We start from the raw sequence: 26513 nt of genomic DNA, 5'->3' as shown, positions 1-26513 counted from the left end.
AAGAAAAACTGGTCCAGAGAATTGGTCCAGATGACCGTCAACGCGAGGGCCCGCAACGGTGACCACCAGCACGGACGCCCCTCGCCGCACCCGCATCCAGCAGGAAAAGCGTGAACTCATCCTGGAGGCGGCGCTCGAGGTTTTCTCCACCAACGGTTTTCGCGGGTCGACCATCGACCAGATCGCCGAAGCCGCCGGAATGTCGAAGCCGAACCTGCTTTACTACTTCCGCCGCAAGGAGGATATTCACGAGACGCTGATGCAGCGCCTGCTCGACACCTGGCTGGCGCCGCTGCGCGAATTGGACGACATCGGCGATCCCCTCACCGAATTGCGCAGCTACATCAGGCGCAAGCTGGAGATGGCGCGCGATTTTCCGCGCGAGAGCCGGCTGTTCGCCAACGAGATCCTGCAAGGCGCGCCGCGCATCATGCCGCTGCTGACCGGCGAACTGAAGACGCTGGTCGACGAGAAGGCCGCTGTCATCAAGGGCTGGATGCGCGCCGGCAAGATCGCCAGGACCGACCCCTGGCATCTGATCTTCTCGATCTGGGCGACGACGCAGCATTATGCCGATTTCGACGTCCAGGTTCGCGCCGTGCTCGGCGCCGACCGCGGCGGCGATGGTCGCTTCGAGGATGCCGCGCGCTTCCTGGAGCAGTTGTTCCTCGACGGGCTGAAGCCGAAAAACTAACTTTCGGCTGGTATCACGCGCTGCGCCGTTCGGCCGGCAGCGCGTCCAGCAATGTCTGCAGCTTGGCGATCGAGTTCTGCTCGGCAAGCGGCGTGTAGACGATCAGCTTCATGTCGGAGCCGTCGCCGATCGACAAGCTCATATGCTCGAAGGTCATAGCGCCAACGGTCGGGTGCCGGACATGCTTCACCCCCGACAATCGGTGCGCGACGTCGCGCTGCGGCCACCAGGCCCGAAATTCGGGGCTCGAGCGCGTCATCAACTCGATCAGCCGCTCGAAATCCGGATCGCCGACATATTTGGCGCTTGCGGCCCGGAACGAGGCCAGCACGATGCGCGCCAGCTGTTCCCAGTCGACCAGCAGCCGCCGGTGGTGCGGATTGGTGAACACCATGTGGACGATGTTGCGGGCATCGCCCTCCAGCACACCGTAGTCGCCGAACACGGCCGCCGCCGCCGGGTTCCAGGCCAGCACGTCCCAGCGCCGGCCGACGACATAGGCCGGCTGCAGCACCAGGCTTTGCAGCATGTGCAGCAAGGGGCCGTCGACCTTTTCCGGCGCCACGGCGCGATGCTGCGGCTGCTGGCGTCCAGCGAGGATGAACAGGTGCTGTCTTTCGGCGGCGTCGAGGCGCAGCGCCTCGGCAAGCGCCGTCAGCACCTCGACCGAAGGCCTGACCTCCCGCCCCTGCTCCAGCCATGTGTACCAGGTGGTGCCGACGCCGGCGATCATCGCCACCTCCTCACGGCGCAGGCCCGGCGTACGCCGCCTGAGACCGGCGGCAACGCCGGCGGCCGAGGGCGTCAGCCTTTCGCGGCGCGAGCGCAGGAAGGCGCCCAGCTCGCGCCGGCGGCTGTCTTCGGCGGCATGTGTCGGGGCGGAGCGGGAATCCATGAGCCTATTATAGCAGTATTGATACCAGGATAAAGTTTGAACTGTTTGGCGCGCGCCTGCTGTCCCATCTTTGCTTCGGAGCGACGAAACGGAGGCTCTGAATATGGAACTCAAAGACAAGACAATCCTCATCACCGGGTCGACCGATGGCGTTGGCCGCGTGGTGGCGCAAAGGCTCGGCGCTGATGGCGCCCGCGTGCTGGTGCATGGCCGCGATGCGACGCGCGGCAAGGCGACGGTCACTGAGATCGAAGCGGCCGGGGGCAAGGCCGAGCTTCTGGTCGCCGACCTCTCCTCGCTGGTGGAGGTGCGCCGCCTCGCCGAGGTCGTGCGCGCCAGGACGGACCGCCTCGATATCCTCATCAACAATGCCGGCATCGGCACGGCTGGTGCCAAAAGGCAGGTCAGCGCCGACGGCCACGAATTGCGCTTCGCGGTCAACTATCTCGCCGGTTTCCTGCTGACATCGCAACTTCTGCCATTGCTGAAGGCAAGCGCGCCGGCACGCATCGTCAATGTCGCCTCGTCCGGGCAGCGGGCGATCGACTTCGGCGATGTCATGTTGACCCGCACCTACGACGGCGTGCGCGCCTACTGCCAGAGCAAGCTGGCGCAGATCCTGTTCACCGTCGACCTTGCGCAGGATCTGAAGGGGAGCGCCGTCACCGTCAACGCGCTGCATCCGGCCAGCTACATGAACACCACCATGGTCCGCCAGGCAGGCGTGACGCCATGGAGTTCGGTCGAGACCGGCGCCGAGACGATCCTCAACCTTGCGACATCGCCATCGCTCGAAGGACGCAGCGGCCTCTATTTCGACGGCCTGCGGGAAGCCCGCGCCGACGCCCAGGCCTACAACGCCGGGGCAAGGCAGCAATTGCGCAGTCTGAGCCTGGATCTCGTCGGCTTGACCTCTTCAACATCGAAGGAACAGCATTCATGACCAAGGCAATCGAACATGCCGTTATCATCGGCGGCTCGTCCGGCATCGGCCTGGCGACGGCGCGCAAACTGATTGGCCCCGGCATGAGGGTGACCATCACCGGGCGCAACCAGGACAGGCTCAACAGCGCATGGAAGAGCCTTGGCGGCGCTGTCGACAAGGCCGCATTCGATGCCGCGAAGCCGGACGAGGTCAGCCGGTTCTTCGAGCGCCTCGGCCCCTTCGATCACCTGGTCCTGGCAGCCAGCGGCGGCAAGGGCCTTGGCCCCTTCCAGACGCTTGACCTGACCGACATCGGCAGCGGTGTCGACGAGAAGGTAAGGCCGCAGCTGTCCTGTCTGCAGGCCGCCCTGCCGACGCTGAACAAGAGCGGATCGGCCACCTTCATCTCGGCGGTCTCGGCTCAGCTTGCGACGCCGGGCGTCGCCGGTATCGCCGCCATCAACGGCATGCTTTTAACCGTGGTGCCGATCCTGGCCATGGAGCTGAAGCCGCTGCGCGTCAATGTCGTGGCGCCCGGCGTCATCGACACGCCCTGGTGGGATTTCCTGGCCGAGGAACAGCGGCAGGCGATCTTTGCCGATTATGCCGGCAAGACCCCGGTCGGCCGCATCGGCCGCGCCGAGGACGTCGCCGACGCCATCGCCTTCCTCGTCTCCAACGGCTTCATGACCGGCCAGGTCCTGACCTGCGACGGCGGTCTGCGATTTGCGGCTTGAGCGGCACGGCGAAGGCGCTTTCCTGAGAGCGAGGCTCAATTGGGAGTCAGGCCTGGCCAGAAGGCCAGAGCCATTAGCGCGGCAAAGATCGTATACCAGATTGCCGTATGCGCCGCCTTCATGACCGACCGCCCCGCTTCACGCGCGCGGTCAGGATGCAGCGGGTCGTATATCACCTTGACCGCGGCACCGATCGAGCCGGTCACGTTATTGACCGGTAGGTTCGAGTCGAAGCGCCGGATCTTGCCGAGTCGATCCGTGAATTCGATGGTTGGAGTGCTTGGCGAATCGCCGGAGCTGTCGATTTTCACGACCTTGCCCGTGGCATGGGCGCTGCGGCGGCGCAGCACGAGATCACCATAAGTGTAGGGAACGACCAGCACCAGGACAAAGACGCCGCACAGGAAGCACCAGATCTGCATGTCGGTGGGGACGTAGCCGAACGCTTCGGCGATCGCCCGAAACGGCGACAGCGCGTGGTGGAAGGCTTGCGAAACGCTCCCCCAGAAGCTGTTCCAGCTTTGCTCCATAAAGGCTCCGACAAGCGAAACTGGATCGATCATACAGAGCAATCGCAACGGAGCAATTTACACCTGATCGACAAATCACCCTGCGCGAGAAACCACAAATCGCCGAAGATCCAACTCCAGGCAAAGCCGAGGATTTCACCCGGCGTCCTCCGCCGTCGCCGTCATCGCCGGCGGTCTGCGGTTTGCGGCTTGAGGCCGAACCTAAAGTTGGCCTCTCAGCCAGGCGAGCGTTTCGGCAACGCCGGCAAGGCCGTGCCGCGCGGTGGTGTGGGCGGGTGGTTTGACCCGTATCGATATGCCGCCGGCATCGTTGACGGCTTCGAAGCCGTTTTCGTCCGGCGTGTCGTCGCCCAGGAAGACGGGGCGGCGGCCAGTGAAGGGCGCCATACCCATGAACCGCCGGATCGCGGCACCCTTGGCTGCCTCGAGCGGCAGCAGTTCCACGCCGGCATTGCCTGCAACCACCCGGTAGCCCTCGGGCAGGCTGGCCAATGCCTGCTCGACAAGCTGCGTCGCGCGCGGAAGCAGGTGCGGGGCAGCGCGCGTGTGGATGGCCAGCACACGACCCTTGCGCTCGATATAGGCCTGCCCATGACCGAGCTCGGCCTCGATCTCGTCGGCAAGGGCGGCAATATCCGCCGGCTCTCCAGCGACTTCGACGTCGTCGTCCGGCTGCAGCCTGTGTTCCAGGCCATAAAGCCCAGCCGCGCGCAGTTTCAAAGGGTGAAACAACTGGTCCACGGCCGCCACGGAGCGGCCTGTAATGACGGCCAATGCCCCGCTCAACTTGTGATCCAGGCCTTGCAGCAAAGAGCGAAGCTCGGCGCTGACCGAGACGGCGTCCGGGTGTTCGGCATGTTCCAGCAGGGTGCCGTCAATGTCGAGGAACAGCGCCCATTCGCCGGTCAGCACAGTCTGTGGCTTTGGCAGAGTCTGGCTCATGACATTGCCAGCCGTTTGCGCTCGAACATAGAAACAACATTGTCGGCGCTTGGAGCCTGTCGGTCGCCAGTGCCGGTTGCCCGATCGACGTCACCGCGCTTGCGCAAGCGCGCCGCATCCAGAAGCATGCTGCCGGCCCAGCGATAGACATTGTTGTCGCGGACCATCTGCCGCATCGGCCGCATGCGCTCGCGTTGCTCGTCCGGCGTCATGGTCAGCGCCTGCAGCAGCGCCTCGCTCATCATGGCGGCATCGTAGGGGTTGACGATCAGTGCCTCCAGCAATTCGCGCGAGGCACCGGCGAATGTGCTGAGCATCAAGACACCCTGTTCGTCGCTGCGCGCCGCAACGAATTCCTTTGCGACCAGGTTCATGCCGTCATGCAGGCTGGTGACCATGCAGATGTCGGCGGCACGATAGATCTCATAGATCTGCTCCTGCGTGTGATGTTCGGCCACCATGATCACCGGCCTGTAGCCGTCGCTGCCATAGCGCTCGTTGAGCTCTTCGGCATACCGGTGGCATTCGTCGTGGAGTTGCTTGTAGGCCGGGAGCGTGCCGCGGCTGGGCGCCGCTATCTGCAGCAAGACCAGTTTTCCGATCCATTCCGGGTGTCGTTTGAACAATTCGTCCAGCGCTTGGAACCGATCAAGAATGCCCTTGGTGTAGTCGAGACGTTCGACGCCGACGCCAAGCTTCACATCCGCTTTCAGCCCGAACCTGGCGCGCAGGCGGGCGCGGCAATCGTCGACGTCAGGTAATCTTGCCAGAAGGTCCGCCGGCCATTCTATCGAGATGGGATAGGCGTGCACCAACGTCGTTTGCCCGCCATAGGAGATGGCCGCATCGGCCCGCTCGATGCGGCTTTCCAGGAAGCGATCGACGCTTTCGGTGAAATTGTTGGCGTGGAACTGGGTGTGGAAGCCGATGATCGAGCTGCCGAGCAAACCCTCGAGGATGCGCTCACGCCATGGGCAGATGCTGTACACTTCCGAGTTCGGCCATGGGATGTGCCAGAAGGTGATGACGATCGCCTCGGGCAGGCGCTCGCGGATCATCCGCGGCAGCAGCGCGAAGTGGTAGTCCTGGACCAGCACGATCGGCCGTTCGTTGCGCGCCTCGGCCACCACCGTGTCGGCGAACTTCCGGTTGACGGCTTCATAGGCCTCCCAGTCCGAGGCGCGAAAGATCGGCCGGGTGAAGGCGATATGGCACAGCGGCCAGAGACCCTCATTGGCGAAGCCGAGATAGTAGCCCTGATGCTCTTCCTCCGTCAGCCAGACCCTGCGCAGCGTGTAGGACGGATTGCCGGGCGGCACCTGGACCCGATCGTCCTCGTCGACCATGAGACGGTCCGCCGTTCCACCGCCATAGGCGATCCAGGTGCCGGCGCAGGCGCGGGTAATCGGCTCCAGCGCCGAAACCAGTCCGCTGGCCGGCACGAGCAGTTCGACGCCATTGTCCCTGACGTTGTGGATGTATGGTTCGCGGTTGGAAACCACGATCACCTGCGCATCGGGCAGATCGTCGGCCAGGATCTTGCGCAATGTTTCGGGCGACCATGTCACCAGGGCGGCATCGGCCGATTGGCCGTTCTTTTCGAACTCCCGTATCACCTTGCGCGCCGCTTCCGCGGCCACGTCCTCACCGGCCGGATGTGCAACCGTGGGAGGAGAACTGCGGCGTTGCCGCGATATGGAGAAAAAAACGGCAAGAGCGGAAAGGCCGAGGCTCGCGAAGATCAGAACCCAGAGCAGGCCCGCACCATAATCTGTCATTGGTATGTCAACTCACCTTAGGCCGTTCGGCGGCCTTTTGTTCGTGTTTCCGATTTGAAACTGTCCGCCGGCGACCTGATCGTCGCCCGGACCTGTTTTGTTGCAACGCACAAAGCCGGGATCGGTTCCAGTCAATCTGGCGCGCATCATGTTCTGACGATGAGCGGCACCAGACCCTCATGCCGGTCGGCGAGAAAGGCGACGACCCGGTCGCCGACGCGCTGGAACGTGAGATCGACCACTCTTTCGCCGACGCCCAGATGCCGCAGCGTGAGCGTGTCGATGCCGATCGGCAGCCTCGGACGGGTGACGCGGATTTCCCCATCCCAGCCATCGATTTCCAGCCCAAGGCAGGCCTGCATCAGCATGAAGGCGGAGCCCGCCGACCACGCCTGCGGCAAGCAGGCGACGGGATAAGCGATCGGTGCTTCACCCGGCGCGCGCGTAAAACCGCAGAAGAGTTCGGGCAACCGCATGTTGAAATGGACCGCGGATTCGAACGTGCCGCTCATCAGGCGGACCACGCTGTCACGCTCGCCATAGCGCGCCAGGCCGGCGCCGCACATGGCGGTGTCGTGCGGCCAGATCGAGCCATTGTGGTACGACATCGGGTTGAAGAACACGGCATCGTCGGCAAGCGTCCTCAGTCCCCAGCCGGAATGGAAGGAGGCCGAAAGCAGCTGATCGGCCACCATCTGCGCCCGCGCCGGCTCGGGAAGGCCGACAAGCAGAAGATGGCCCGCATTCGAGGTCCGCACCTTGCAGGGCTCGCCGGCACCGTCTATCGCCAGGGCATAGAAGCCGAGATCGTCGAGCCAGAAATCGCGTTCCACCGCCGCCCGCATGGCCTCGGCGCGGCTTTCCCAGTGATCGGCTCTCTCGTCCTCGCCCCGGCGACGGGCGAGCGCCGCCAACCCCCGGAAGGCGGCAAAGACATAGCCTTGCACCTCGACCAGCGCGATCGGACCCTTGGGGATGCGGCCATCGGCATGAAAGACGGAATCGAAGCTGTCCTTCCATCCCTGGTTGGCAAGGCCGGACTCGGCAGCCCGTTGGTAGGTCACGAATCCGGTCTCGCGGCCCGCCTCCTCCGTCCATTCGGCCGCCGCGCACAGCGACGGCCACAGGCTGTCGATGAACGCCATGTCACCGGTACGATCGGCATAGGCACAGGCGAGATGGATATAGAGCGGCGTCGTATCGACGCCGCCATAGTAGCGGCCGAAGGGAAGCTCCCGCAGCGCCGCCATTTCGCCCTTGCGCGTCTCGTGCATGATCTTGCCCGGCTGCGAATCGCTGAACGGCGACGTCTCCGTCGCCTGGTGCTGGGCCAGGAAGGCCAGCACGCCCCGTGCCAGGCCTGGGTTGAGCCAGAGCATCTGCAATGCCGAGATGACGCCGTCACGGCCGAACGCCGTCGAGAACCAGGGGATGCCCGCGTAGGGATAGGGTCCGGTCGCAAGCTCGGTGGTCAGCAGCGCGACATCGGCGCGGGCGCGCTCGACCCAGTCGTTGAAGACGCGACCGGAACTGTGCACCGTCGCGCCATGGCGGCGCTTGGCCCGCATGCCAAAGCGCGCCCGGGCGGCGGCGGCGCGGAAACGGTCGCGATCGGGCGCATCCGCCACCTCGGAACCGACCTCGACATAGAGCACCTTGCTGCTGCGCTTGGTGACCGCGAGCAGGAAATCGGCGCGGTCGGCTGTCAGCTGGTCAGGTGCCTGCGAGAACGAGATCGCCGACGCGCGCGCCAGCCCGTCCAGCCCATCGTAGCGCAGCAGGACGGATGTCGCATCCATCTCGGCCACATGGGTCATGCCGCGCCGCAGCCGTGTCGAGCCGCGCACCTCGAACATGTCCCGGAAATCGGCGGCAAAGTGCAGGGAAACGCCGATTGTCGAGGTTTCCCGGCTGTAGTTGGAAAGGGTGATGCGTTCGAACAGCCTGTCCTGCCAAAGCAGCCGGACGCGTTCGACATGAATCGCGCCCTGCGGAATATCGCGACCGCCGGCGCTGAGCATCGGCAGATTGGTCAGGTTGGTGGTGAACAGCACATTGTCCTGGCTGAGCGAGGCGCCAAGCAGCGATGTCTGCCTGCCGCCGACGGTCAGCCGGAATTCGGAGAGCACCCGTGTGTCGTCACGGAAGAAACCGTCGCCGGCGCCGCGTATGTCGCCATAGGCATCGGCAACCGCGAAACAGTCGCCCTGCTTGAGTGCAAACAGCCGGTGCGGCTCACGAGGAGCGGTCGCGTCGAGCGAGGCAAGCGCTACGGCGGGATCGAGCTGGCGCTCGTCGAGTTGGGTCATTCGTCACGGATCCCTGTCGTTTCGTTCCCGTCGCTGCTCACGACGCCTTCGCCTCACTCGGGACGCCGGTCAGGCGCGCATAGGCGGCCAGATAGTCGCCGGCCATTCTTCTGGCGGAAAAGCGCTTTTCGAAAACAGCTCTCACCTTTCGCCTGTCGAGCCGCAGCAAGCCCGGCACCGCGGCGACGGCGTCATCCATTGTGTCAGCGACAAAGCCGGTCACGCCCTGATCGATGATCTCGGGCAGTGCGCCGCAATTCCAGGCGATCACCGGCGTGCCGCAAGCCATTGCCTCGATGGCGGCAAGTCCGAACGGCTCCGGCCAGTCGATCGGGAACAGCAGACCGGCAGCGTTGCCGAGAAACTTCGCCTTCTCGCCCTCCTCGATCTCGCCGACATAGTCGATACGATCGTCGTCGAGCAAAGGCTCGACCACCTCGTGGAAATAGGCGCGATCGTCGTCGCCGATCTTTGCTGCAAGCTTCAGCCTGAGCCCCGACCGCAAGGCGATCTCGATGGCGCGATCCGGGCGCTTGTCGCGTGAAAGCCGGCCGAGGAAGGCGAGATAGGGTACTTCGCGCGTCGTCTCGAAAGTCGGTTCGTAGATATTGGTCGGCAGTCCGTGGTGGACCGTCGCCAACCAGTTGGCCCTGGCAAGGCCTGCCTTCTGGCTGTGCGAAATGGAAATCATCGGAAAGCGCGGGAAACGCTCATAGGCCGGCGCCAGGTCGACATAGTCCAGCCTGCCATGCGGCGTCGTCACCGTCCGCTGCGCCATGTCCTCGAAGAAGGAAAAGTGCAGGAAGTGGCTGAGGTGGAAGTGGATGACGTCAAACTCTCGCGCGCGTTTGCGCACCTCGGCGAGCATCGAAAGATGCGCCGCGATCTCGGATTTGAGCGGACGCGGATCGAGGCGAAGGGCGCATTCCCGGCCAGCCACCAGCTTCGCGGAGGTCTGGCTGTCGCCGCTGGCAAACAGCGTCACCTCGTGACCCAGATCGACCAGCGCTTCGGTCAGATACGAGACGATGCGCTCGGTACCGCCATAAAGCCGTGGCGGCACCGATTCATAAAGCGGCGCGACATGGGCAATTTTCATATTTCATCCCGGGATGCTCGGCATACAGGTGCGAAATGCGTCAACGGCCCGATTGGTTCCGATTTAAGATCGATGCGGCGGCGCTACCGTGCCGCGGTCGCTATCGAACCGCGCATCCAAGGGAAATGGCGGCCACCGTCGGCTCGGTCATACAGATTGCGCGATCAGCGTCAGAAAACCACCGCCCAGCGCGACATTGCCGACGAAGCCATTGATGCGCGAAGCGCGTTCCGGGCCTCGGTGGTCCCAGAAATTGTGGAACATCGGCGTGGCAACCACGAGGAACAGCAGCAGCACCGCGCAGGCAATTGCCGTCCAGACGCCTGCTATCACCAAGGCGCCGGCAATGATCTGCAGGACAATGCCGGCCGACAGCGCCAACCGCGCCTGCGGCACGCCGCGCGCGGCTATCAGTTGGGTCAGGAAGGTCGCGTTCTGGATGTTGCGCAGGCCGGCGAAGATGAAGGCTGCGCCGAGCAACAGGCGGCCGAGAACCAACAGGGCCGAAAATCGACGGGCATCAAACTCTCCCTTTTAGAACAACTGGAGCGCCGCCTCCTCGACGGCGCTCCAAAACACAATCGCTCAATCAGGCCGCCTTGGCCGCCGGCATCGGATGAAGGGCGTGGAACGGGATGCAGAGCCGGTTCCAGGTGTTGATCATGCCGAGCGCGACGGACAGCTTGACCAGCTCTTCTTCCGAAAAATGCTCGAGCGTCTTGGCATAGAGTTCGTCCGACACGCCGTTGTTGGCGATCAAAGTGACGGCCTCGGTCCAGGCGAAGGCGGCGCGTTCGCGCTCGGAAAACAGCGGCGATTCCTTCCAGGCTGAAACCAGATAGAGCCGTTGCTCGGTCTCGCCGTCGTGCCTCGCCTCGCGGCTGTGCATTTCGACGCAGAACGAGCAGCCATTGATCTGTGATGCCCGCAATTTGATCAGGTGCAGCAAACTCACCTCGAGCCCGCATTCATCGACCGCCTTGTTGAGCGCCGACACCGCTTTCATGATTTCCGGCGCCTTGGCAAAAAATTGCAGCCTCTGTTTCATTCGACTGTCCTTTACGCTTGCTTGGTTGAACTGGATTTCCGCGGCCGCTGATGGCGCGCCACGAAGGCGCAGCCGGCGGCGACCGAACGCGGATCGGCATCGGTCATGTATTCCGCCACGATGTCGGACAGCTTTGCCTCGGCGAGCGCCGCGCGATAAGCGCGCTCGGCCTTCAGCATCGCGACATTGATGCCGCACAGTTTGACATAGGCCGAGGCATCGAGCCTGACCGGACCGTTGCGGCGGATCTCGCCACACCGAAAGGCCGGCTCGCGCCCTTCGACGGCGAGCACGATATCGAGCAGTGTGATGCGCTCGGCCGGCCGCGCCAACCGGTAGCCACCGGCCGGGCCCGAGACCGATTCCAGGATACGCGCCGCGCTCAGCATGTTGAGATGCTTCAGGAGATAGCTCGGCGACAGGCCAAAGGCCTCCGCCATCGCGGCGCCCGATATCGTCGCGTCGCCGTCGACGCCGGCCAGCATGGCGGCGCAGTGGATGGCCGCTTCAACGCCCTCGCCCAGCTTCATCGTGTCGATCTCCAATTCATGGATATCTTTTATCGTGGATACTTGCTATCTGCAATAGGAAAATGAAAAACGGCGCCCGAAGGCGCCGCTTTTTTCGACGAATGGCAGCCCCTACTCCGCCGCCACCTTGGCCATCGGATTGTTCGGGTGGGTCGTCCAGTTCGCATAGATCGGCGACACCGGCTTGCCGGTGCGCTGGTCCATGACGCCGGCCGCCAGCGGCTCCATGGTGATGCAGTTCTCGACCGGGCAGACATTGACGCACAGATTGCAGCCGACGCATTCGGCCTCGATCACCTCGAAGTGTCTCTTGCCATCGACCATGCTGGTGATCGCCTGATGCGAGGTGTCCTCGCAGGCGATGTGGCAGCGGCCGCATTTGATGCAGGCGTCCTGGTCGATACGGGCCTTGGCGACATAGTTGAGGTTAAGGTACTGCCAGTCGGTGACGTTGGGCGTGGCGCGGCCGACAATGTCGTCGAGCGAGGCATGGCCCTTCTCGTCCATCCAGTTCTCCAGACCGGCGATCATCTCCTGCACGATCTTGAAGCCGTAGGTCATCGCTGCCGTGCAGACCTGCACATTGCCGGCGCCGAGCGCCATGAACTCAGCCGCATCGCGCCAGGTGGTGATGCCGCCGATGCCGGAGATCGGCAGGCCGTGAGTTTCGGGATCACGCGCGATCTCGGCCACCATGTTCATGGCGATCGGCTTCACCGCCGGGCCGCAATAGCCGCCATGCGAGCCCTTGCCGTCGATGGTCGGCTGCGGCGCGAAACTGTCGAGGTCGACGCCGGTGATCGAATTGATGGTGTTGATCAGCGACACCGCGTCGGTGCCGCCGGCAAGGGCGGCGCGCGCCGGCTTGCGCACATCGGTGATGTTGGGCGTCAGCTTGGTGATGACCGGCATGCGGGTGTTGGCCTTGCACCAGCGCACCACCATTTCGATGTATTCCGGCACCTGGCCGACGGCGGCACCCATGCCGCGCTCCGACATACCGTGCGGGCAGCCGAAATTGAGCTCGATGCCGTCGGCCTCGGTCTCCTCGACCACCGGCAGGATCGCCTTCCAGCTCTCCTCGACGCAAGGCACCATCAGCGAGACGACGATGGCGCGGTCGGGCCAGTCCTTCTTGACCTGCTTGATCTCGCGCAGATTGACCTGCAGGTCGCGGTCGGTGATCAGCTCGATGTTGTTGAGGCCGAGCAGGCGCCGGTCGGCGCCCCAGATCGCGCCGTAGCGCGGGCCGTTGACGTTGACCACCGGCGGGCCCTCCTCGCCCAGCGTCTTCCACACCACGCCGCCCCAGCCGGCCTTGAAGGCACGGATCACGTTGTAGGCCTTGTCGGTCGGCGGCGCCGAGGCCAGCCAGAACGGATTGGGCGATTTGATGCCGACAAAATTGTTGCGGATGTCTGCCATGACAGGTCCCCTTTCAACCGAGACGAAGGAGCAGTTCGACGGGTGCAAGAATGCCGCCTTCAAGCGCGGCGGTGATATTGGCGATCTTGGTGCGGGCGTCCTCGCCCATGATGAGGCCGACGCCGAGCGGCGGCTTGTTGCCTTCCGCTTGCGCGGCAGCCATTCGCGCACGCATCGTCGCGAAGAACTCGATGGCAAAGGCGCCGCGCGGACGCTCGGCGGTCACCGAGAACCCGGCGGCGACCGCAGCCGAGCGATAGACGTCAGGCGTTGCGACGAAGGACATGGTTTCATCCGATGCCCATGGCAGCGGATAGGTCAGCGCTCCGTCTTTCAGGCGCATCACATCGTAGACGGCGAAAACACCACCCGGCTGCAGCACGCGGGCAGCCTCGCTCATCAGCCTCGGCTTGTCGGGAAGGTTCATACCGACATGCAGGATGACAGCCGCATCGAAGCTGGCATCCGCGAATGGCATGTCCAGCGCGCTGCCTTGCACGAACCGCGTCTTGCCGGCCATCCCGGTTCTCTTCGACAGGCTGGTCGCGATATCGACATAGCTCTGCGTCAGGTCGATGCCGGTGACATCGGCGCCAACGCTGTTGGCGACAAAGCGGGCCGGACCGCCCACGCCTGATCCAATGTCGAGAACCTTGGCCCCCGGCTTCAGCCCCATCTGCTCGATGAGTTCCCTGGTGGCGGCGAAGCCGCCGATGTGAAATTCGTCGACCGCCTCGAGATCGCTGGCGCGCAGATGGGCAACGTCCACACCCCTATCGGCGAACGCGGCAAGGATCCGCTCCTCCAGACCCGATATGTCGTAGTGACGGGCGATGCCCGGTTCCACCGTGGCCATGATCCTATCCCTGAGAGAGGCTCCTGTGGATGCTCTCCGCCGCGTCGCGGCCTTGCGCGACCGCCGAGACGGTCAGGTCGTCGCCGCCGAAGATGCAGTCGCCGCCGGCCCAGACCTTGGCGAGCGAGGTGCGTCCTTCCGCATCGACCTTGATGCGGCCGGCTTCGAGTTCGATCTCGGCACCGCTGCCATTGAGCGCGGCCGGCACGAAACTCTGGCCGATCGCCTTGAACACCTGGTCGGCAACGAGCGTCAGCCTCTCGCCGGTGCCGGCAAGCCTGTCGCCGTTCATGGCGGTGTATTCGAGTTCGATGGCAGACACCTTGCCGCCTTCGGCAATCACCCGCTTCGGCTGCAGCCAGTGGCGGATGGTGACGCCGTTGGCGGCGGCCAGATCCTGCTCGAACCCGGAAGCGTTCATGTGCTCCTGGCCACGCCGGTAGCAGATCGTCACCTCCTCGGCGCCGAGCAGCTTCGACTGCACGGCCGCGTCGATCGCCGTCATGCCACCGCCGATGACGACGACGCGGCGGCCGACCGGCAGGCTGGCGAGATCACTGGCCTGCCGCAGTTCGGCAATGAACTCGACCGCATTGGTGACGCCGTCGGCATCCTCGCCGTCGGCGCGCAGCGCATTGACGCCGCCAAGCCCCATGCCGAGAAACACCGCGTCATAGTTCCGGATCAGGTCGGACAGCTGATAGTCACGGCCAAGCGCCTTGCCGTTCTGGATGTCGATGCCGCCGATGGCAGTGACGTAGTCGACCTCGGCCTGGGCGAAATTGTCGACGCTCTTGTAGGCGGCAATGCCATACTCGTTAAGCCCGCCGGCCTTCGGACGTGCCTCCAGGATGGTCACGTCATGACCATGACGAGCAAGCCGGTGCGCGGCGGCAAGGCCTGCCGGCCCGGCGCCGACCACCGCAACCGTCTTGCCGGTGGCAGTGGCGCGTTGGTAAAACTGCTTGTTCTCGCTCATCGCGACATCGGTGGCGTAGCGCTGCAGGCGGCCGATCTGCACCGGCTTGCCTTCCGCCACTTCGCGCACGCAGACCTCCTCGCAGAGCGTCTCGGTCGGGCAGACGCGGGCGCACATGCCGCCCAGAATGTTCTGGTCGAAGATGGTCTTGGCCGAACCGATCGGATTGCCGGTCGAGATCTGGCGGATGAACAGGGGAATGTCGATCGAGGTCGGGCATGCATTCATGCACGGCGCGTCGTAGCAGAAATAGCAGCGGTCGGATTCGACCAGCGCCTCGTGATGATCGAGCGGCGGGTGCAGGTCGGAAAAATTGTCCGCATACTGGTCGGCCGCAAGCCGGCCGCCGGCAATACCTTCCTTGAACTGGCCTTCTGGCATCGTCAGTTCCCCATATTTTCGTTTTGGGGAAGGCTAGCACGTTTTATTTTTTTATCAATTGGTCAATTTTCGGTGCAAGGTCATGAAAAGACTGAATAAAAACATGATATTTTTACTCATGTTATGGCGTTTGCAGCGTCAGCGAGTGGCTGGGCTCGACAGCGCGGCCATGGATAGCCCGAACCTCGTCCGCGACCAGTTCCTGCAACCGCCACAGATTGCGGTCGTGGATGCCGAACGCTTCGAGATGACTGACCGTGTTGTAGAGATATTCGGCGCCGGACCCGATATGCCCGCAGGCTCTGGCCAGCACGCTCGCCACCCTGTCCAACGGCTGGTTCAGTGACGTTCCCCTGCCCTTCACGCCAACCCAGAAGCCAAGCGCCCGCAGCGACCCTTGTGCCGTATGCACCGGCAGCCACCTGACCGTGTCGATACTTTCGTGGTCGCTGATCTCGCGCCGCAGTAGCCTTTCGATCTGGGCCGGTTTTTCGCCCTCCGGCAAGCGGTAGATCACGCCGTTGCATCGTCCGCCCCGTTCGAGCGCCATCATCAGCCCCGGCTGCTCGGCGCTGCCGCGCCAACGGACCATGTCGAGGCAGAAAGAGCGATGCCAGCCGAAAGCGGTGGCCCGCTGTCGTTCGACCGACTCGAACTCCGGCTTCCAGATCAGCGATCCATAGGCGAATACCCAAAGCGGCCCCTCGTCGGCTTCACCGGACAGCCGCAAGGCAAGGGGCCGGAAATCCTCGTCTTTCAACTCGGTCCAGCTCGGGTCCGGGCCAGGATCGGCCTCCTCCCGATGACACAATGCGACAAGCTCAGGCGTGAGCGACATCCGGCGCATGAAACGACACCCCCTCGATACCGCAGAGAAATCGAAAACCGCTGGGCGCGCAACCTGGGAACGCTTGTCATGGATCGACATTATTGTTTGGGCGGTTGTCGGATTTCCATCGAGAAGATCGTCCTAGGATGGATCGACCGACGATCAATGCATAACCGGTGAGGAGACCGACCATGCCAAAATCCCCGATGCCCTTCTTCTGGTACGAATTGATGACCACAGACCTCGACGCCGCCGAGGCGTTCTACACCAAGGTGGTCGGCTGGACGGCGCAGCCTTTCGACAAGGCTCCGGGCATGCCGCGCTATATCGTCATGAATGTCGGCGAGCGTGGCGTCGGCGGGCTGATGACGATACCCGAGGACGCCGCCAAGATGGGCATGCCGCCCGCCTGGCTCGGCTACATCCATACCAGGGATGTCGATGCCGCGACGGCATCGCTGGAGAAAGCTGGCGGTAAGGTTCACCGCCGGCCCGACGACATTCCGGGCGTCGGCCGCTTTGCCGTCGTCGCCGATCCGCAAGGCGCCACCTTCATGTTCCTGCAGCCGAACGGCCCTGACCAGCCCATCGTGCCGGCCAGCACGCCAGGCCATATCGGCTGGCACGAGCTTTACACATCGGATTGGAAGGCGGCGTTCGATTTCTATTCCGACCAGTTCGGCTGGGTCGATGCCGGCGATTTCGACATGGGCCCGATGGGCACCTACCAGACCTTCACCGCCGGCCCCGAATCCGGAGGCGGTATCATGAACAAGCCTGAACAGATCCCGGTCCCGGTCTGGCAGTTCTATTTCAACGTTCCGGCCATCGACGCGGCGACCAAGCGGGTGACCGACAATGGCGGCAAGATCCTGATGGGCCCGATGGAGGTCCCCGGCGGCAGCTGGGTCGTGCAGTGCCAGGATCCGCAAGGCGCCCATTTCGCATTGATGGCGCCGGTGCGCTGACGGCGATCACCACCGGTGGGTACGAAGCGCCGGCCTTTCATCGCACCAGTGATGAAAGGCCGCGTTCCTCTGCCTGGCCGTCTATTCCGGCGTCAGCACCGCGACCTTCAGCTCAGCCTTTTTCGCGCCGCTGAACTGGACGGTGGCCGGGCCGGCAGCAAGCTTGAAACGCACGCTCTTGCGGATGCTCGGACAGGTCTTCACGCCGCTGTAGCCCGCCGACTTCACGGCGTGGCCGTCCTGGATGACATCGACCCAGGCCTCGCCCGACAGGCTTATCTGGATGGTGCCCTCGGGCGGCACCACCACGCTGGCCACGGCACCGAACGTGCCTGATGCGGGGGCATGTTCGGGCGGTAGCGTAAAACCGGCTTGCTCCGCCGGGACCAGCGCCAGATCCGCGGCAGCGCCCACCGCAAGCATCGCTCCAGACGGCGTTGCAGGCGCGGCGGCAAACAACGCCTGTTCCCGCGTCACCGGCCATTTGAAGGCCTCGCAGCCGGCATCCTCGGCCATGGCGAAGCTGGTCCCTGCAAGGATTGCGAATAGGCTGATGGCGACTTTTTTCATAGCTAAGGAACCCCACGGTTTAGAGTGTCCATATCAATACAACCATGGCGATATGAATGCAACCCTGGCGAGAACAATATGAAAGGTCAAACCGGGGAACATTTCCAATCACCGATTGTTGATGGCAGGCCATGGGAAGTGAATGGTCCATTGCCGGGCGATAATTTATGGCCGGTCCGGAAGCAAAATGGAGTCATTTATGAAGCTTTTCGAAAGCCTCGCCAAATACCAGCCGCAGGCTCTGGGCGTGCTGCGCATCATGACCGCGCTGCAGTTCATCGAACACGGCAGCCAGAAATTGTTCAATTTTCCGGTCGGCGACCAACCCCACGCCCTCACCGGGCTGACACTCGCTGCTGGAATTCTCGAATTCGCCGGCGGTATCCTGCTGGCGCTGGGCCTGTTCACCCGCCCGGTCGCGTTCCTGCTGGCCGGCGAAATGGCGATCGCCTATTTCATGGCGCACATGCCGCGCGACTTCTTCCCCGTCAACAACGGCGGCGATCTGGCGATCTCGTTCTGCTTCATCTTCCTCTATCTGGTGTTTGCCGGCGCCGGTGCTTTTGCGCTGGACACTCGCCGCAGCGCCTGACCGTCTTGAAAGGGATGCGCGCCCAATGCATGTCGCCCAAAAGTGCCAGCGGTTTTGGGACAACGACATGCATAAAAAGAACCTGAAGCGCATCGGCAAAGCCGAAGCGCTTCACGCGCGCATCCGCTCGAAATTGGTATCGAACAGCGGCGCCGCCTGCATGCGCGCGGCATGGCGTTTGCCCAGCAACTCGATCTCGAAGCCGTCGCTCTCGTCGGCGATCTCCTTCGGCACATAGCCGACGGCGACGGATTGTTTCGAGTGATGCGCGTAGCCGCCCGAAGTGACCCAGCCGCGCACCGCGCCGCCGAACCAGATCGGCTCGTCGCCGATGACATCGGCGTCGTCGGCATCGACGATGAAGGCGCGCAGCCGCAGCTTGCCGCCTTGCTTGCGCTCGGCGAGTGCCGCGGCCTTGCCGATGAAATCCGCTTCCTTGCTATAGGCAACGAAGCAGTCGAGACCGGCTTCCAGCGGCCCATAGATCGGCCGGTACTCGCGCCCCCATGAGCCGTAGTTCTTCTCGAGCCTGAGCGCGTTGAGCGCACGCGATCCGAACAGGCCGATGCCGAACTCCGCCCCGGCCGCCATCAAGGCCTGGAATGCGGCGCGCTGATACTCCGGCGGCACCCACATCTCGTAGCCGAGATCGCCGGTGTAGCTGACGCGGCCGACCAGGCAAGGCGCCATGCCGATGTCCATCCTGCCCATGGCCATGAACGGAAACGCGGCATTCGACACGTCCGAGCGCGTGGCTTTCGCTAGCACATCCCGCGCCGTCGGCCCGGCAATCGACAGGCCGGTGAGTTTCTGGCCCAGCGCCTCGACATGCACCGAACCATCGTCGGGCAAATGCTTCTCGAACCAGCGCATATGGTATTGCTCGGCGATGCCGGAGCCGGCGAGGAACCAGCCTTCGCCATCGAGATTGGCGAGCGTGAAATCACCGATCAGCTTGCCGTCTTCCTTCAGCATCGGTGCCAGCGTCATACGGCCGGGCTTCGGCAGTTTGCAGGCGAGCATCCGGTCGAGCCAGGCGGCGGCCCCCTCGCCCGTCACCTTGTATTTGGCGAAGCTTGAAATCTCGGACAGGCCGACACCATCGCGAACGGTCGCGACCTCCCTGGCGACCTGTGTGAAATCGCTCGAGCGGCGCCACGAGAACTCGTCCTTGACGCCTTCGGGCGCATACCAGAGCGGCACCTCCAGCCCATAGGCGACGCCCCACTGCGCCCCTTTGGCGGACAACAAATCGTAAACCGGCGTCGTCTTCAGCGGCCGCCCGGCCGGCAGTTCCTCATTGGGGAAGCGGATCGAAAAACGCCTGGAATAGTTCTCGCGCACCTTGGCGTTGGTGTAGGCCATCGTCGCCCAATCGCCATAACGCGCGACATCCATCGCCCAGATATCGGCGCCGGGATCGCCTTCGATCATCCAGTTGGACAGCGCCAGGCCGACGCCGCCGCCTTGGCTGAAGCCGGCCATGACACCGCAGGCGACCCAGAAGCCCGGCAGGCCCCGCACCGGCCCGACCAGCGGGTTGCCATCGGGTGCGAAGGTGAAAGGCCCGTTGATGATCTGCTTGATGCCGGTGTTCTGGAAGGCCGGGAAATGCCGGAACCCGACCTCCAGCGACGGCGCGATGCGGTCGATGTCCGGCGCCAGCAATTCATGGCCGAAATTCCATGGCGTCTGGAACTCGGACCACGGCTTGTTGGCCTTCTCATAGGTGCCCATCAGCATGCCGCCACGCTCCTGGCGCAGATAGAGCTCGCCATCGAAATCGACCGCGTGGATGATCTCGGTGCCGGTCTTGGCGTTCCAGGCGGCGACCTCCGGCATGTCCTCGGTGATCAGGTACATGTGCTCCATCGCCAGCACCGGCAGTTCGAGGCCAACCATGCGGCCGACCTCGCGCGCCCACAGGCCGCCGGCATTGACGACATGCTCGGCCACCACCTCGCCCTTGTTGGTGATGACGCGCCACATCCCGTCGGCGCGCCGCACGATGTCCTCCACCTTGGTGAAGCGCTCGACCTCCGCGCCCAACTTCCGCGCGGCCTTGGCATAGGCGTGGGTGACCCCCGACGGATCGAGATGACCGTCCTCCTTGTTTCTGACAGCGCCGACGAACTGCTTGGGATCGAGCAGCGGCATCAGCTCGGCCGCCTCTTTCGGCGAGATCTCCTCAAGCTCGATGCCGAGATAGCGGCCCTTGGCGACGACGCCGCGCAGCCAGTCCAGCCGCGCCTCGGTCGCCGCCAGAAGCACGCCGCCGGTCAGATGCACGCCGGTCGCCTGGCCGGAAAGCTCCTCGATCTCCTTGTAGAGGCCGATCGTGTATTTCTGCAGCTTGGCGACGTTGGGGTCGCCATTGATCGTGTGCATGCCGCCGGCCGCGTGCCAGGTCGAACCCGAGGTCAGTTCGTCGCGTTCCAGAAGAACGACGTCCGTCCAGCCATGGCGGGCCAGATGGAACAGCACGGAGCACCCGACGACACCGCCGCCAATGACCACGACCTTTGCATGCGATTTCATGGATTTTTCTCTGATATCAGTGAGTTGGATGGGTGAGATGTATCGATATGGGAGGTATCACGGCTCGCCCTGCCCGATCGCTTCCTTGCGCCTGGCCATGTAAGCCTCAAGCGCCTCGCGCACGGCGATATCCATCACCGGCTCGACATAATCCTCCAGCGCCTTCTTCCACAGCCGCGTCGCACGCGCCGTCGCGTCGAGCCCGCCGGCCTCCTGCCAGGCTTCGTAGTTCTGCCAGTTGGACAGCATCGGCTGGTAGAAGGCGGTGGCGTAGCGCTCCAGCGTGTGCGGCTCGCCGAAGAAATGACCGCCGGTCGGCACCGCGCCCAGCGCTTCGACGGCAAGCTCGGCCTCGTTGACCTCGATCGGGCGCAAAAACTCCATCATGTGCTGGATCATCTCGACATCGATGATGAGCTTCTCGAACGATGCCGTCAGGCCGCCCTCCTGCCAGCCGGCGGCATGATAGACGAGGTTGCCATGGCCGAGCACCGCGCCCCACAGCGCCATCAGCGTCTCATAGGCGCCTTGTGCATCGGCGGCGTTGGAGGCCGAGCCCGGCGTCGTGCGGTAGGGCAGTCCGTAGCGCCGCGCCAGTTGCCCGGACGCGATGTTGGCCTTGGTGTTTTCGGGCGTGCCGAAGGCCGGCGCGCCCGACTTCATGTCGACATTGGAGGTGAAGGCGCCGTACATGACTGGTGCGCCCGGACGCACAAGCTGCGTCAGCACGACGCCGAACAGCGCCTCGGCATTCTGCTGCGCCAGCGCGCCGGCCAGTGTCACCGGGCTCATGGCGCCCATCAGCGTGAACGGCGTCACCGCCACTGACTGGCCGAATTCGGCCATGGTCATCAGCCCCTCGGCCATCATCTCGTCGAAGCGGCGCGGCGAGTTGACCGAGATGATGGTGGTGACGCCGGGATCGTCGCGCATCTGGTCCAGTGTCAGCCCGCGCGCGATCGCCATCATCTCGATGCCGTCCAGCGCCCTGCCCCGGCCGATCGCCGAGACATGGAAACTCTTGTCGGTCAGCGTCAGATTGGTGAAGTAGGTGTCGAGATGGCGGGAGTTCGCAGGCAGCTCCACCGGCGCGCAGACCTGGTTGCCGAGCATGTGGATGCAGTTGAAATGCTGCGCCAGCCGGGTGAGATCGCGGTAGTCGCGCAAATTGCCTGCACGGCGGCCGCGCTCCATGTCGTGCACATTGGGGGGGGCCGGCGACGAGGGTGAAGTTGATGGTGTTGCCGCCGAGATGAACGGCGTTGGCCCGATTGCGCGGCATCAGCGTGTAGCTGGATTGCGTTGTCTTCAGCGCCTCGGCGACCAGGCCGCGATCGATGCGGACATTGGCTGAGGCATGATCGACCCTGGCCCCTGCCTTCTCGAACAGCGACAGCGCGCGCGGGCTCATCACCTCGATGCCGAAATTCTCCAATATGTGCATCGACGCCTGATGGATCTGCTCGATCTGGTCGTCCGAGAGCATCGCCATCGGCGGATAGGGATTGGTCACCCGCCTGAGCGGCAATTGCGGGATGGCCGACGGCCCCCTGTTGCTGGTGCGCTCGGCGCCGCGTTTGCGTCTTGGTTCGTTCATGCCGGATATCAAAGCGCCGGCAAACCAGGCAAGCTGTCAGAAATGCGCCGTTTGCGGGCGTGATTTTAGCCACGGCGGCATTTCTGCAATGTCTGTTTAGAAAAAGCGACGAAATGCGTCGGATTATTACTATGGAGTTTTCTCGAGTGGATGCGCCGATGACGCGTTAACGGACGCAGCAAGATTCCTTTTATATTTTCGCCCTATTGCTCTTCCAATGCGTAGCTCGAGTTTTAGTAAAATTGGTGCGGTTTGCGTGCTGCTGGCGCTTTCGGCCTGTGCCACGGCGCCCAGTCATATCAACAATGTCTGCGCCGTCTTCGACCAGAACGACGGCTGGTTCGACAACTGGCAGTCGGCCGCCGAGCGCACGCAGCGGAAATACGGCGTGCCGGTGCCCGTGCTGATGGCGACGGTGCGCAAGGAATCCGGCTTCAAGAGCAATGCCCGGCCGCCGCGCACCAAGCTGCTCGGCTTCATTCCGTGGAAACACGTCTCGTCGGCCAAGGGGTTCTCACAGGCGCTGGACGGCACCTGGTCGCAATATCAGACGGAGACTGGCAACTGGGCGGCGCGGCGGACAAAATTCGCCGACGCGGTCGATTTCGTTGGCTGGTATCATTCCAAGACGGCAGACAGCTATGGCGTCGCCCGCAACGACACCTACAATCTCTATCTCGCCTACTATCTCGGCTGGACCGCCTATGGCCGCGGCAACCGCGGCGATGCCGGCGTCCAGGGCTACGCCCGGGCCACCGAAAAGATGGCGCGGGACTATGCGCAGCAATTGAGCCAGTGCGGCAATTGATCCAGCCGCTGCGCTGACCGGAGCAATTCCAGGAAAAGTTTGAAACGGTTTTCCGTCCGGAATTGGTCAAAAGAAACAGCCTCCGCCGTCAGTTCGGCTTTTTGCCGCGTGGAGGCTTGGGCGTGGAAGTGGGCGCCTCCGAAACAGGCGGCGCGTCTTCCGGCACGCCCTCATGCGCGGCATGGTCCTTGTCGAACTTGATCACCGGCTCCATCTTGGCCAGCACGTCGTCGGCCAGCCAGCACAGGCTCATATGGCCGTCGCCGAGATGCTTGACGGGCGGCACCTTGGTCTCGCACAGATTGTCCGGCACCAGTTTCTTGTAGCCGCAACGCGTCTGGAACGGGCAGCCGGTCGGCGGGTTCATCGCCGAGGGGATGTCGCCTTCGAGGACGATGTGCTTTTTCACCACGCTCGTGTCGGCAATCGGGATCGCCGACAGCAGCGCCTCGGTATAGGGGTGATAGGGCGGCGCGAAGATCTGGTCGGTCGTACCCTGCTCGACGATATAGCCCAGATACATGACGACGACTCGGTCGGCGATGTAGCGCACGACCGACAGATCGTGGCTGATGAACAGCATCGTCGTCTTGTTCTTGCGCTGGATGTCCATCAGGAGTTCGGTCACCGCCGCCTGCACGGACACGTCCAATGCCGACACCGGCTCGTCGGCGACCACCACCTTGGCATCGCCGGCAAAGGCGCGCGCCACGCCGATGCGCTGCTTCTGGCCGCCGGACAGCTGGCGCGGCTTGCGGGTCTCGAACGCCCGCGGCAGCTTCACCAGGTCGAGCAATTCCAGCATGCGCTTGCGGCGGTCGGCGACCGTCTTGCCGACATTGAATTTCTCCAGCGTGCGGATGATCTGCGAACCGACAGAATGGCTGGGATTGAGCGTGTCGAACGGGTTCTGGAACACCATCTGGATTGACGACACGGTTTCGACACTGCGGCTCTCGATGCCGGTCGACTGGATTTCCTTGTTGCCCAGCGTCACAGTGCCGGCACTTGCCGTCTCCAGTCCGAGCAGCACCTTGGCCAGCGTCGACTTTCCGCAGCCGGATTCGCCGACGATGGCGACGGTTTCGGATTCTCGCGCCATGAACGAGATCGTCTCGTTGGCCTTGACGACGCGGCCCTCGCTCGAGCCGAACACCTCGCTGCCGCCGACCTTGTAGTATTTTCTCAAATCCTCGATCTTGAGCACCGGCGCGCCGGGCACGACGCGCTCTTTGACCTTCTTGGCGCCGGGTGGCAGCGCTTCCCAGTCGATCTCGTTGAAGCGCACGCAACGCGAGAAATGGCCTTCGTGCCCCGCGACCTCGATCATCGGGATTTCGGCGGCGTTGCAGACGCCCTCGACGAAATGGTGGCAGCGCGGGCCGAAATTGCAGCCCTTGGGCCGCTCGTGCGGCAGCGGCAATTGCCCAGGAATGGAGATCAGCGGCCGCGAGTTCTTGTCGGCGCCGGGCAACGGGATCGAGCGGAACAGCCCTTGCGTGTAGGGATGGCGCATCCGGTCGAACACGTCCTTGATCTTGCCGGTCTCGACCGCTTCGCCCGAATACATCACCGTGATGCGGTCGCAGGTCTCGAGGATCAGGCCGAGATTGTGCGAGACGAAGATCATCGACGTGCCGAACTTCTCGCCGAGCCCCTTGACCAGTTCGACGATGCCCGCCTCCACCGTCACGTCGAGCGCCGTCGTCGGCTCGTCGAGCAAAAGCAGCGCCGGCTTCGACAGCAGCGCCATGGCAATGACGATGCGCTGCTGCTGGCCGCCGGAGAGCTGGTGCGGATAGGAGCGCATCATGCGCTCGGGATCGGGCAGCTTGACCGAACGCACCATTTCGAGGGCGCGTTTGTAAGCCTCTTCCTTCGACACCTTGTCGTGGATCAGCGGCACTTCCATCAATTGCTGGCCGACCTTCATCGCCGGATTGAGGCTGGCCATCGGCTCCTGGTAGATCATGGCGATCTTGTTGCCGCGGATGGCGCGCAGTTCCTCGTCTGAAAGCTCGCCCATATCCTTGCCCTGGAACTTGATCTTGCCGCCGACGATCTTTCCGATGTTGGAGAGGTCGCGCATGATGCCGAGCGACACGGTCGACTTGCCGCAGCCGGATTCGCCGACGATGCCCATCGCCTCGCCCGGCATGACCGTGCAAGAAAAATCCATGACGGCCGGGATCTCGCCCTTGCGGGTGAAGAAGGAGATCGACAGGTTTTCGATCTCGATGATCGGCTGGGCCGGATTTCGAACTGCCTCGTTCATGGGTCGCTCCAATCCAATTTTACCAGATGCGGGCCGACGCCCGTCAATCAGTCTTTCATCGATTGTTCGCGCAAGGAGTCGGCGAGCAAATTGAGCCCCAGCACGAACGACATCAGTGCGATCGTCGGCGGCAGCGCCGGGTGGATGAAGGAGCGCAACAGCCGGCTGGCATCCTTGATCGCAGTACCCCAGTCCGGGCTTTCCGGCGCCAGGCCAAGGCCGAAATATCCGAGCGTACCGAGCAGGATCGTGGTGTAGCCGATGCGCAGGCAGGCATCGACGATCAGCGGCCCGCGCGCATTGGGCAGGATTTCCCATAGCATGATGTACCAGGGCGATTCACCGCGCGTCTGCGCCGCCGCCACATAGTCGCGCGTCTTGATGTCCATCACCAGGCCGCGCACGATGCGGAACACGCCGGGGCTGGAGGCGAACACCACCGCCACGAAGATGTTGAGCTGGTTGGGATCGATATGCACGACCTTCAGCGGATCGGCGTCAAACACCAGTCCGGCATAGATCCAGCCGCCGACAATCAGGGTGATGCCGAGCAGGATGTAGAGCCGGTCCGGCCGGTTCTTGTAGCGTGTCCAGAACAGCACGCTAAAGAAGATGATCGGGAACAGGAAGAACACGCCGGCCATGGCATAGGGGATCGGCGTATCCATGATGCCCGGCGTCACCAGCAGGTAAAACAGCAGGATCACCGGGAAGGCCAGCACCAGATTGGCCAGGAACGACAGCACCGTGTCGATCTTGCCGCCATAGTAGCCGGCCGGCAGGCCAAGCGTGATGCCGACCATCAGCGCGAATCCCGTCGCGGCAGGCGCGATAATCAGCACGATCTGGCTGCCATAGACCATGCGCGAAAACACGTCGCGCGCCAGCTTGTCGCCGCCGAAGAGATAGGTCAGCCCCGATTGCGGTTCGATGGCGCCCGGCAGCGCGTCCTTCATGATGGGGACTTGGGCCAACGGATCGAAAGGCGAGATGGTTGCGGCGAAGATCGCCGTGAACAGCCAGAACAGGCAGATGCCGACGCCGACGATGCCGACGCCGCTGTCGAACAGCTGGCCGTAGAGCGCCAGCTTCTTCTTGTAGGCGAAGCTCGCGCCCATGACGATGAGAAGCGCGATCCAGACCGGCCAGAAGCGTGACAGCACTTCGAGAACGACGGTGAAGGCACTGAGATATTGGACCGGCATCCG

Annotated in this window: 23 protein-coding genes and 1 pseudogene; 6 read left to right on the top strand and 18 right to left on the bottom strand. The window is 63.6% G+C overall.

The annotated features are described in order from the left end of the window. Positions 1 to 58: 58 nt before the first annotated feature. On the top strand, positions 59 to 694 hold the full coding sequence (locus tag ACFSQT_RS37335; RefSeq protein ID WP_379027023.1) for a TetR family transcriptional regulator C-terminal domain-containing protein: 636 nt from the start codon (positions 59 to 61) through the stop codon (positions 692 to 694). Positions 695 to 707: 13 nt separating this feature from the next. Here ACFSQT_RS37335 and ACFSQT_RS37330 read toward each other — a convergent pair whose 3' ends face one another. Continuing rightward, a complete protein-coding gene (locus tag ACFSQT_RS37330) occupies positions 708 to 1589 on the bottom strand; it encodes a helix-turn-helix transcriptional regulator (RefSeq protein WP_379027022.1) in 882 nt (293 codons plus the stop codon). Between the two features lie 103 nt (positions 1590 to 1692). On the opposite strand from ACFSQT_RS37330, the gene ACFSQT_RS37325 reads away from it, so the two are divergent. Next, positions 1693 to 2532: an SDR family NAD(P)-dependent oxidoreductase gene (locus ACFSQT_RS37325; RefSeq protein WP_379027021.1), complete on the top strand. Its 840-nt coding sequence runs from the start codon at positions 1693 to 1695 to the stop codon at positions 2530 to 2532. Beyond that, positions 2529 to 3251 carry an SDR family oxidoreductase gene (locus tag ACFSQT_RS37320; RefSeq protein ID WP_379027020.1) on the top strand — a complete coding sequence of 241 codons (723 nt, stop codon included), beginning with the start codon at positions 2529 to 2531 and terminating at the stop codon, positions 3249 to 3251. The genes ACFSQT_RS37325 and ACFSQT_RS37320 overlap by 4 nt, the downstream gene beginning before the upstream one ends. Positions 3252 to 3286: 35 nt before the next feature. Here the strand turns inward: ACFSQT_RS37320 and ACFSQT_RS37315 are convergent, their stop codons facing one another. The 12 genes from ACFSQT_RS37315 to ACFSQT_RS37260 form a co-directional block, all read right to left on the bottom strand. Next, the gene (locus ACFSQT_RS37315; protein ID WP_379027019.1) at positions 3287 to 3814 is read right to left on the bottom strand and encodes a DUF3592 domain-containing protein; all 528 of its coding nucleotides are present in this window, start codon (positions 3812 to 3814) and stop codon (positions 3287 to 3289) included. A gap of 168 nt (positions 3815 to 3982) precedes the next feature. Then, on the bottom strand, positions 3983 to 4723 hold the full coding sequence (otsB, locus tag ACFSQT_RS37310) for a trehalose-phosphatase (protein ID WP_379027018.1): 741 nt from the start codon (positions 4721 to 4723) through the stop codon (positions 3983 to 3985). After that, a complete protein-coding gene (locus ACFSQT_RS37305) occupies positions 4720 to 6501 on the bottom strand; it encodes an alpha,alpha-trehalose-phosphate synthase (UDP-forming) (RefSeq protein ID WP_379027017.1) in 1782 nt (593 codons plus the stop codon). The genes otsB and ACFSQT_RS37305 overlap by 4 nt, the downstream gene beginning before the upstream one ends. Before the next feature lie 146 nt (positions 6502 to 6647). Then, positions 6648 to 8810: an amylo-alpha-1,6-glucosidase gene (locus tag ACFSQT_RS37300; RefSeq protein WP_379027016.1), complete on the bottom strand. Its 2163-nt coding sequence runs from the start codon at positions 8808 to 8810 to the stop codon at positions 6648 to 6650. 37 nt (positions 8811 to 8847) lie between these two features. After that, positions 8848 to 9909: a glycosyltransferase family 4 protein gene (locus ACFSQT_RS37295; protein WP_379027015.1), complete on the bottom strand. Its 1062-nt coding sequence runs from the start codon at positions 9907 to 9909 to the stop codon at positions 8848 to 8850. A 147-nt stretch (positions 9910 to 10056) separates the two neighbouring features. After that, complete coding sequence (locus ACFSQT_RS37290; protein ID WP_379027081.1) at positions 10057 to 10410, bottom strand: DoxX family protein; 354 nt, start codon at positions 10408 to 10410, stop codon at positions 10057 to 10059. An 88-nt stretch (positions 10411 to 10498) separates the two neighbouring features. Further along, complete coding sequence (locus tag ACFSQT_RS37285) at positions 10499 to 10957, bottom strand: carboxymuconolactone decarboxylase family protein (protein WP_379027014.1); 459 nt, start codon at positions 10955 to 10957, stop codon at positions 10499 to 10501. A gap of 11 nt (positions 10958 to 10968) precedes the next feature. After that, positions 10969 to 11487: an RrF2 family transcriptional regulator gene (locus ACFSQT_RS37280; protein ID WP_379027013.1), complete on the bottom strand. Its 519-nt coding sequence runs from the start codon at positions 11485 to 11487 to the stop codon at positions 10969 to 10971. A 111-nt stretch (positions 11488 to 11598) separates the two neighbouring features. After that, positions 11599 to 12912 carry an NAD-dependent dihydropyrimidine dehydrogenase subunit PreA gene (gene preA / locus ACFSQT_RS37275; RefSeq protein WP_379027012.1) on the bottom strand — a complete coding sequence of 438 codons (1314 nt, stop codon included), beginning with the start codon at positions 12910 to 12912 and terminating at the stop codon, positions 11599 to 11601. A gap of 13 nt (positions 12913 to 12925) precedes the next feature. After that, positions 12926 to 13768, bottom strand: a complete 843-nt coding sequence (locus ACFSQT_RS37270) for a class I SAM-dependent methyltransferase (protein WP_379027011.1) — start codon at positions 13766 to 13768, stop codon at positions 12926 to 12928. 4 nt (positions 13769 to 13772) lie between these two features. Next, positions 13773 to 15128, bottom strand: coding sequence for an NAD(P)-dependent oxidoreductase (locus ACFSQT_RS37265; RefSeq protein WP_379027010.1), 1356 nt, complete (start codon positions 15126 to 15128; stop codon positions 13773 to 13775). Between the two features lie 121 nt (positions 15129 to 15249). Continuing rightward, positions 15250 to 15975 carry a gamma-glutamylcyclotransferase gene (locus ACFSQT_RS37260; RefSeq protein ID WP_379027009.1) on the bottom strand — a complete coding sequence of 242 codons (726 nt, stop codon included), beginning with the start codon at positions 15973 to 15975 and terminating at the stop codon, positions 15250 to 15252. A 173-nt stretch (positions 15976 to 16148) separates the two neighbouring features. On the opposite strand from ACFSQT_RS37260, the gene ACFSQT_RS37255 reads away from it, so the two are divergent. Next, on the top strand, positions 16149 to 16925 hold the full coding sequence (locus tag ACFSQT_RS37255) for a VOC family protein (protein ID WP_379027008.1): 777 nt from the start codon (positions 16149 to 16151) through the stop codon (positions 16923 to 16925). Positions 16926 to 17006: 81 nt separating this feature from the next. Here the strand turns inward: ACFSQT_RS37255 and ACFSQT_RS37250 are convergent, their stop codons facing one another. Then, on the bottom strand, positions 17007 to 17495 hold the full coding sequence (locus tag ACFSQT_RS37250; protein WP_379027007.1) for a hypothetical protein: 489 nt from the start codon (positions 17493 to 17495) through the stop codon (positions 17007 to 17009). A gap of 199 nt (positions 17496 to 17694) precedes the next feature. On the opposite strand from ACFSQT_RS37250, the gene ACFSQT_RS37245 reads away from it, so the two are divergent. Beyond that, positions 17695 to 18087, top strand: a complete 393-nt coding sequence (locus ACFSQT_RS37245; protein ID WP_379027006.1) for a DoxX family protein — start codon at positions 17695 to 17697, stop codon at positions 18085 to 18087. Between the two features lie 111 nt (positions 18088 to 18198). Here the strand turns inward: ACFSQT_RS37245 and ACFSQT_RS37240 are convergent, their stop codons facing one another. Beyond that, complete coding sequence (locus ACFSQT_RS37240) at positions 18199 to 20625, bottom strand: GcvT family protein (RefSeq protein ID WP_379027005.1); 2427 nt, start codon at positions 20623 to 20625, stop codon at positions 18199 to 18201. 57 nt (positions 20626 to 20682) lie between these two features. Further along, a pseudogene (locus ACFSQT_RS37235) lies at positions 20683 to 22222 on the bottom strand (trimethylamine methyltransferase family protein). A 217-nt stretch (positions 22223 to 22439) separates the two neighbouring features. On the opposite strand from ACFSQT_RS37235, the gene ACFSQT_RS37230 reads away from it, so the two are divergent. Next, complete coding sequence (locus tag ACFSQT_RS37230; protein WP_379027004.1) at positions 22440 to 23030, top strand: transglycosylase SLT domain-containing protein; 591 nt, start codon at positions 22440 to 22442, stop codon at positions 23028 to 23030. A gap of 88 nt (positions 23031 to 23118) precedes the next feature. On the opposite strand, the gene ACFSQT_RS37225 is transcribed toward ACFSQT_RS37230, so the two are convergent. Continuing rightward, on the bottom strand, positions 23119 to 25305 hold the full coding sequence (locus tag ACFSQT_RS37225; RefSeq protein WP_379027003.1) for a dipeptide ABC transporter ATP-binding protein: 2187 nt from the start codon (positions 25303 to 25305) through the stop codon (positions 23119 to 23121). A 47-nt stretch (positions 25306 to 25352) separates the two neighbouring features. Beyond that, the gene (locus ACFSQT_RS37220; protein WP_379027002.1) at positions 25353 to 26510 is read right to left on the bottom strand and encodes an ABC transporter permease; all 1158 of its coding nucleotides are present in this window, start codon (positions 26508 to 26510) and stop codon (positions 25353 to 25355) included. Positions 26511 to 26513: the final 3 nt, after the last annotated feature.

The organism is Mesorhizobium calcicola, assembly GCF_042682105.1.
GTDB lineage: Bacteria > Pseudomonadota > Alphaproteobacteria > Rhizobiales > Rhizobiaceae > Mesorhizobium > Mesorhizobium calcicola.
This window is presented reverse-complemented; position numbering and strand designations above follow the sequence as displayed.